Annotated in this window: 8 protein-coding genes; 4 read left to right on the top strand and 4 right to left on the bottom strand. The window is 62.8% G+C overall.

Features of this window, described 5'->3' with window-relative positions; translation table 11 throughout:
- The 3 genes from CDA63_RS15065 to CDA63_RS21785 form a co-directional block, all read left to right on the top strand.
- Nucleotides 1–757 (top strand): sensor histidine kinase (locus tag CDA63_RS15065; RefSeq protein WP_133074288.1); only part of this gene is annotated, 757 nt, incomplete at its 5' end.
- On the top strand, nucleotides 735–1,517 hold the full coding sequence (locus CDA63_RS15060; protein ID WP_317044057.1) for a response regulator: 783 nt from the start codon (nucleotides 735–737) through the stop codon (nucleotides 1,515–1,517). The genes CDA63_RS15065 and CDA63_RS15060, both read left to right, overlap by 23 nt.
- Complete coding sequence (locus tag CDA63_RS21785; RefSeq protein ID WP_317044056.1) at nucleotides 1,478–1,786, top strand: Crp/Fnr family transcriptional regulator; 309 nt, start codon at nucleotides 1,478–1,480, stop codon at nucleotides 1,784–1,786. Before CDA63_RS15060 ends, CDA63_RS21785 begins: the two co-directional genes overlap by 40 nt.
- A gap of 222 nt (nucleotides 1,787–2,008) precedes the next feature.
- On the opposite strand, the gene CDA63_RS15055 is transcribed toward CDA63_RS21785, so the two are convergent.
- The 3 genes from CDA63_RS15055 to CDA63_RS15045 all read right to left on the bottom strand — a co-directional run bounded on the left by CDA63_RS15055 (nucleotide 2,009) and on the right by CDA63_RS15045 (nucleotide 5,404).
- Nucleotides 2,009–3,094 carry a hypothetical protein gene (locus CDA63_RS15055; protein WP_088465285.1) on the bottom strand — a complete coding sequence of 362 codons (1,086 nt, stop codon included), beginning with the start codon at nucleotides 3,092–3,094 and terminating at the stop codon, nucleotides 2,009–2,011.
- A gap of 126 nt (nucleotides 3,095–3,220) precedes the next feature.
- Complete coding sequence (locus CDA63_RS15050) at nucleotides 3,221–4,198, bottom strand: sulfatase-like hydrolase/transferase (protein ID WP_088465284.1); 978 nt, start codon at nucleotides 4,196–4,198, stop codon at nucleotides 3,221–3,223.
- A gap of 180 nt (nucleotides 4,199–4,378) precedes the next feature.
- Complete coding sequence (locus tag CDA63_RS15045) at nucleotides 4,379–5,404, bottom strand: 2-hydroxyacid dehydrogenase (protein ID WP_088465283.1); 1,026 nt, start codon at nucleotides 5,402–5,404, stop codon at nucleotides 4,379–4,381.
- Between the two features lie 211 nt (nucleotides 5,405–5,615).
- Here CDA63_RS15045 and CDA63_RS15040 point away from each other — a divergent pair, with 211 nt between their 5' ends.
- Complete coding sequence (locus CDA63_RS15040; protein WP_165768314.1) at nucleotides 5,616–6,446, top strand: universal stress protein; 831 nt, start codon at nucleotides 5,616–5,618, stop codon at nucleotides 6,444–6,446.
- Nucleotides 6,447–6,481: 35 nt separating this feature from the next.
- Here the strand turns inward: CDA63_RS15040 and CDA63_RS15035 are convergent, their stop codons facing one another.
- Complete coding sequence (locus CDA63_RS15035) at nucleotides 6,482–7,555, bottom strand: MlaD family protein (protein WP_088465281.1); 1,074 nt, start codon at nucleotides 7,553–7,555, stop codon at nucleotides 6,482–6,484.
- Nucleotides 7,556–7,606: the final 51 nt, after the last annotated feature.

Raw genomic sequence — 7,606 nt, 5'->3', positions numbered from 1 at the left:
GACCATGGAGCAGCTGGAGCAGCGCCAGGCCGAACTGGCCCAGGCCCTGGCCGCCGAGCGCGAGTTGGGCGAGCTCAAGTCGCGCTTCGTGAGCATGGCCTCGCACGAGTTCCGGACCCCGCTCACGGCCGTGCTCACCTCGGCCGCCCTCATCGGCAAGTACCCCGGCACCGACCAGCAGGCCCAGCGCCTGCGCCACCTGGGGCGCATCGAAACCTCCGTCAACCACCTGAACGCCATCCTGGAGGAGTTTCTCTCCGTCGGCCGCATCGAGGAAGGCGTCATGGCGGCGCAGGCCACCACTTTCGATCTGGCCGCGCTACTCACCGAAACCCTGGCCGACGTGGAGAGCCTGCGCAAGCCCGGCCAAACCATTGTGCGGCGGCTGGAGTGCCCCGCCCCGGTGCACCTCGATGCGTCGCTGCTGCGCAAAATCGTGGTCAACCTGCTCTCCAACGCCCTCAAGTATTCGGGCGACAACGCGGTGGTCACGGTCCGGGCCAACTGCCCCGGCCAGCAGCTGGTGCTGAGCGTGGAAGACCAGGGCGTGGGCATTTCCGAGGAAGACCAGACGCATTTGTTCGAGCGGTTTTTCCGGGCCCGCAGCGTTAGTACCGTGCCCGGCACCGGGCTGGGCCTCTACATTATTGCCAAGTACCTGGAGCTGATGGGGGGCACCATTGCCTTGCGCAGCACTTTGGGTCAGGGCACCACCGTCACTGTCACCATTCCCTATGAAAACGATTCTGCTCATTGAGGACGATGCCTTCATCCGCGAGAACACGGCCGAGCTGCTCACGCTCACCGGCTACACCGTGCGTACGGCCGTTAACGGTAAAACGGGGGTGGAAAACGCCCTGGCCGACCGCCCCGACCTGGTTATCTGCGACATCATGATGCCGGTGCTCGACGGCTTCGGGGTGCTGCACATCTTCAACCAGAACCCGCAGCTAGCGGGCGTCCCGTTCATTTTCCTGACGGCCAAAACCGAGCGCGCCGATCAGCGCCGGGGTATGGAGCTGGGCGCCGACGACTACCTGACCAAGCCGTTCAGCGAGAACGAGCTGCTCAGCGCCGTCAGCGGCCGCCTCGACCGGTTCCAGCACCTGCAACCCGACTACGACCTGCAAGCGGGCGGCCTGCACGCGTTTCTGGATGATGCCCGCGCCGTGGGCAGTCTGGATGGCCTGACGGTGGAGCGCAAGGCCCATCCGGTGCGCCGCAAGCAGGATATTTACCTGGAAGGCGATGAGCCCGCGCGGGTGTATTTCGTGCAGAGCGGCCGCGTGAAAACCGTGAAAACCACGGAGGCCGGCAAGGAGCTGATTACCGGTTTCTACGGCCCCGGCGAGTTCTTCGGCTACCTGGCCCTGCTGGGCCAGACGCTGCACACCGACTCGGCCGTGGCGTCGACGATTCGGAGCTGGTTTATATCGCGCCGGACGATTTTTCGCAGCTGCTACTGCGCAACGCCGCCGTGGGCGAGCAGTTCATCCGGCTGCTGGCGGGCCGTGTGAGCGAGCGGGAGCAGCAGCTGCTGGTGATGGCCTACAGCTCGCTGCGCCGCCGCGTGGCCGAAACCCTGCTGCGCCTATATGAGCCCACGGCCAACGATCCGGAAGCCACCATCCAACTCTCCCGCGAGGACATGGCGGCCATGGTGGGCACGGCCCCCGAGTCGCTGATCCGTACCCTGAGTGAGTTCAACCAGAGTGGCCTGATAGAGCTGACCCCGGGCAACATCCGGGTGGTGCAACCCGAAAAGCTCCGCTGTGCGCATTGGTAAGCGTTGCGCGTTGGAACGTGCGGCGGCAGAGCCGAAAGCAAGCCTAAAATAGCCCAATACGTGCCGGAAGAGGCGGCTCGTGCTGGCAGAATTTGCGCATTTGCCAGGTGTTGGCCAAGCCGGGCCAGGCGTTGGCTAGGGGCAAATCCCGAGCGTATTACTTTGCGCGCCTGGCACCGCATCAGGCCAGAGGCGCGTAGTTATGGGCAGTGGATGAGGCGCTTAATCAAGCCCTGTGATTTGCATACGCCTTTTGGCGTTTTTACTTCCCACGCGCGTAATGCGGTGCTCAAAATCTTTGGGGTCGTTCAGCGTTTTATAAAATTCGTCTAGGTAGCGGGTGGCAAAGCTTTTTTCGTCCGGATCGAGGTAAAGACACGACAAGTACACGTTATAAAACGCCGGCCGGCGGGCATTGAACAGGTCCCGAACTTCGGTGTAAGTCGCCGGCGGGAAGTCGAGGCCCCGATACAGCCGGTCCCGCACCGATCTGATGCCCAGTTGTTCGGGGGGCACGGCATACGGAGCCATTACCAGACCGCTATAATCGAAATCGTAAGGAACCGGCAACAAGGAAGTTAACGGGTTCGGGGCCATTACGCGGATGTTGTGCCGGTAAGGAACCGACCAATCAGTGTTGCCAATCATATACTGAAAAATAGCCATCGTGGCCGTTGCCTTGGCATCCATGCTTTCCATGCCAATAAAAAGCTTCTTTGAAATAGTCGTGGCCTGGTTGCGTAGCGCTACGGCCTCGGTGTTTTCCAGGAAAAAGGCGTAGCGCATAGTTGCCCGGCCCTTAGCCCGCGTATCGCGGTACTGGACCCGGCATAGCCTAACCCGGTAGCTAAAGTCAGTTAGTTGGTTGTAAAGCTTATACACGAAGTACTCGCGCAGCGTATGCGTATCGTCAAGGCAATGGGTTACGAGTTTGAGCGTTGTCACTTCGCCGAAAAGGGAGCTTTGCCTGCTGTCGGGCGGAAACAGTATCAGCAGTGGCGGAAACCCGCACACGGTGGGGTCTTTGCGCCGGTTGCCCCGCACCTGTACCTGCACGGCCAGGTGCTGGGTGGCCGCGGCGGCATCCCGATAAGTCAGAACGGCGGGGTGGGGTTGGGGCGAAGCGCCGCGGTCGGTGAGGACGTCGTTGAGCGGTAGCGAAAGAGTGAGTTCAACAATGCCTTCCTGCGCGAAAAAACTATTGCCGCCGGTGCGGCTAAATACCGGCTCCGGCTGCCCGGTCAGCGCCGTCGGGGGCTGGAAGAGCAGCAGGCCCAAGTTGGCCAGTACCATGGCAAGGTAGTGCATCACCGCAGTAGGGCGGCTCGGCGCCGCCGTTTAGGAGTGGCCGGTCTGGCGAAGCGCCCCGCACCGGTGCGGGAAACGGAAAGCCCGTTCGCAGGAATTACTGCTTGTTGTTACTGCAGTTGATTATCAGCGCTTGAATAAGGTGGTCATTACCTTGCCCTGGGCCTGGTCGAAGGGCAGCCCCAGCAAAAAAGCGGCCGTGGCCGGCACGTCTACCAGCGTGTGCGTATCGGTAACGGTACGGCCTTTTTTAAAATCAGGCCCCAGGGCCAGCAGGCTCACATGCCGGCACCCCTCGCAGTCGTCGCCGTGGTCGACGTACCCCGTGCTGATGCCGTCGAGGTGGCGGCCGTGGTCATTGGTGATGAAGAGCGTGGTGTTTTTTCGGTAGGCTTTGTTCTTGCTTAAAAAATCGTAGAGCTGCCGCACGTAGCGGTCGTCGCGCGCGATGCCGCGGAGGTAGAAGGGCCAGTTGGCGGCATGGGCGAAGCCGTCGGGCTCCATGAAGTTGATGAGCATCAGGTGGGGTTGATGCTGGGTCAGGATGCGCTTGGCAGCCTCCAAGGTCAGCGAGTCGGCGCGGTAGCCTGTGCCGGGGCCGTTCACGCCGCAGTCCGTCGAGGGCTGGTATTGGTCGTGCCATTCCGGGTTCAGGGTGTTGGCCAGGATGTGCAGTTTGTCTTTGCTGGCAACAATCCAGGCGGCGGTAGCAGGCTGGCCCGTGGCTTTGCGCCACCGCTGAAACAGCGAGGGTTGCTGTGGCAACTCCTGGCCGAAATTATCGATGGGCTGGTTGATGCCCGTAGTCAGGGCTACATGGCCGGAGTTGGTGTACGTGTAGGCGTTGTTGTAAAAGCTCGAAAAGAACACTCCCTTGGACTTGAGCGTGGTAGCCATGTTAGGAATCAAGCTCGGACTACCCCACGTTTCGGAATAGCGGGGCCCATCGATGACTACAATAATGATGTTCTTGGTTCGAAAAGACTTTTTGGTCGGCGGCGCAAAGGAAGTGAGCCCAACAAGCCAAAAACCAAGAACGTATTGCAGCCACCAGGGGCCAAGTGCCCTGCGGTGCCACCACTCGAAATTCGCAGGAGAATTCATGGCGTTTCATGGTGAAATGACCGGTTGCGGATGCATTGTTTCGTATAATTGATATGGAATATCTATGATAATTTACTAAAAATCAAAGACATTAAAAAGTGTTTCTACTTTGCGTAGCGTATTGTCCTTGCCCAAGTCCAGCAACCGGCAGGCCTAGGCAGGTTAGTAGCTACGATTGATTTAGCCCGCCGGAACTGCAGCAGGAGTGGGGGCGGGCAGCAGCTCGTTGGGCGGCGTCTGGCCGTCGAGCCAATAGCCCAGGGTCGCCAGGGCGGTGGAGGCTATATTGGTCAGGGCCTCGTGGGTGAGGAAGCCCTGGTGGCCGGTGACCAGCACATTGGGGCAGGCCAGCAACCGGGTCAGCAGGGCATCCTGGGGCGGCTGCTGGGAGTGGTCGTTGAAAAACAGGCCCTTCTCGTGCTCGTACACATCCAGGCCCAGATAGCCGAGCTGGCCCGCCTCTATAGCAGCCAGCGCCGCCTGCGTATCGAGCAGCGCCCCGCGGCTGGTGTTGATGAGCATCGCGCCCGGCTTCATTTTCGCCAGCTGCGCCCTGTTGATGAGTTGGCGGGTGGCGGGCGTGAGCGGGGCATGCAACGAAATAACGTCGGACTGGGCGCAGAGCGTATCCAGGGGCACGTATTCCAGCCCGTAGCGCCAGGTCAGCGCCGGGTCGGTCTGGATATCGTGGCCCAGCAGCCGGCAGCCGAAACCGTGCAGCAGGCCCGCCAGCGTAGCGCCGATGGTGCCGCAGCCAACGATGCCCACGGTTTTGCCGTGCAGGTCGAAGCCCACCACGTTGTCCAACCGGAAATCCCCGCGGATCATTTGTGCTCTGGCCTGCCGCAGCCGGCGGTTGAGGGCCAGCATGAGGGCCAGCGCGTGCTCGGCAATGGCGTAGGGCGAATAGTGTGGCACATTGGCTACGCGCAGGCCCAACTGGCGGGCGGCCGCCAAGTCTACCTGGTCGTGGCCGGCGGCGCGCACCAACAGGTAGCGCACGCCCACTTCCCACAGGCGCGCCAGCACTGGCGCGGAAGCATCATCGTTGACAAAAATGGCCACGGCGGAGCTGCCCGCAGCCTCTCCGGCCGTGGCCAGGGTTAGGGGAAGGGCCACGAAATGCAGCGCGTGGTGGCCCGTTGCGGCCGCCTGCGTGAGGTAAGGACGCTCGAATCCGTAAGCACTGAAAACGGTGATATCCATGAATAAGGGCGTAACGCTACCAGTCCCTAGGGGGGCAGTAGCGGTGGTTGGGCAGGGCCGCTAGGCGCAAGCCCGGCTGGCCCACTAGCAGGAGCAAGGTTACGGCAAAAAGGCCACCCGGCCTATGATAAAAATCAGGCGGCCACCTGAGCTTGCGCATGGGCCAAGCCGGGGCGCGTGTGGTTCTTGCTGTCACCATTTCGGCTTTGCTATGATGTCTACTCTGCTTGTACTCACCGACTTTTTCAGGGCCGCCGACCGTGCCCTCGACTACGCCACCAACCTGGCCCAGCCCCTTGGCGCCCGCCTGGTGCTGCTGCACGTGCGCCGCGACGCTCTGCTCGACCCCGAGCGGTTTACCGGCGGCCTCTCCAACCTCAGCCAGGAAGCCATTGATTTAGTGATGAACCAGCTGGCCGGCAACCTGGCCGTGCCCGTAGTAGCCGAAGTGGGCCACGGCCGGGTATCCGACGCGGTGGCCGATGCTGCCGGCCGCCACCACCCGGTGCTGATTGTGCTGGGCCGCCCCGACTACTCGGGCACGCCCGACGAGCTGGTAAACACCACCGCCCTCGACATTCTGCGCACCAGCCCGCGCCCCCTGCTGGTGGTTCCCCACAACGTGAATAGTAGTAGCAGCAGTAGCAGCCCCCGGCGGGTGCTATTGGCCGCCGATGGTGAGCCCTTCGGCCTGGGGCCCTACGCTGGCCCGGCCCGGCAGGTACTGGCAGCTCTGCACGCCGCGCTGACCGTGTTGCACGTGGCCCCCGACTCCGATGCCGCCGCCTTGGCCGCTGCCCTGGAGTCGGTGGTCCGCACCGGCCTGGAGGTAGAGCTGCCGACGCCCGTGCTTTCCATCAGCAAAGTGGCTGCGGACCCCGCCGAAGGCATCCTGCAAGTGGCCCAGCCCGCCGACTACGACCTCGTGGTGCTCATCGCCCGCCCGCGCAGCTTTCTGGGGAAGCTGTTTCACCGCAGCGTAACGGCCCGCGTGCTGCTGCACAGCACCGTACCCGTCCTGATTCTGCCCGCTACCGACTGACCAGCCCGAACTTCTTGCTGCGCAACCTGGCCTTGCTAATCGGCGGGCGGCTTGGGGGGCGTGGGGGTTTCCTGTTGGGCGGCTTGTGCTTGCTGCCGTTCTTCTTGCCTTTCAGCCTGCTTCTGCTGGGCCTTGCGCTTCTTTTTCTCCTGGCGCCGGAAATAGCCCCGCAGCAGGAAATTGTGTTGGAGCGCCTCCATGCTTTGGCGCAGGCTGGCCGTGCTTTGTTGCACATTGCGCAGGCTGAGGCGCACCTGGCGGGCAGCCGCGGTATCGGCCAGCAGCGTGTTCAGCGGCCCCGCGCCGGACTGCACCTGCCGTTGCAGGTCGGTGAGCGTGGCGGCCAGCGTATCGGAGGTGCCAGCCAGCTGCCGGGCAGCGTGGTCTACCTGGCCGGCAAAGTCCTGGTCGGTGAGCAGGTAGCCGAGAGGGCCGCGGCCCTGCTGGATGCCGCGGGCGAGCTGCTTCGCGTCGTGGGTGAGTTGCTGCACGTCTTGGGCAGCCGTGGCCAGCCGGGCCGAGGTCAGGGCGGCGCCCCGGGCGCTTTGGCTCACGTTGGCGGCTAGTTCCTCGTTGCTAAGGAGCTTCCAAAGCGCCTCGCTGCCATTGATTTTGTCGGTGATTTCGCGCAGCCCTTTGGTAATGCCAACCAGGTTTTTGTTGGATTTTTCGAGCGTGCCGAGCATAGCGTCCAGGCCCGGAGGCGTGGCGGTTTGCAGGATGTCGCCGGGCTGTACGGGCGCGGCCGGGCCGGGCCGGGCGTTCAGGTTGATGATGGTGTTGCCCACCAGCCCATCGGTGCCGATGGCGGCCACGGCATTTTTGCGCACAAAAGCCCGCACGTCGCTGTTCAGGTTCATTTCCACCCGCACGGTGGTGTCGTTGAGGATGCTGATTTTCTTGACGGTGCCCACCGTGATGCCGCCCAGCCGCACGTTGTTGCCCGTGAGCAGCCCGGCCACGGTGCGGAAATCGGCCCGCACCATCATGCTGTGGCTGAACAGGTTCTGCTGGCGGCCCAGCAGAAACAGCACGAACAGCACGCAGCCTAGCCCCGCCATCACAAACAGGCCGAGGCGTACATTATTACGGGTGGAGTCGGCGGGCATAACGCAGAGGAAAAACGGAGAGAAACAGGGGCGGAGCCACCGGCAAGCAGC

The organism is Hymenobacter amundsenii (assembly GCF_002204745.1).
GTDB classification, from domain to species: domain Bacteria; phylum Bacteroidota; class Bacteroidia; order Cytophagales; family Hymenobacteraceae; genus Hymenobacter; species Hymenobacter amundsenii.
The sequence above is the reverse complement of the archived record's forward strand: the minus strand, read 5'-3'. Positions and strand labels throughout refer to the sequence as shown.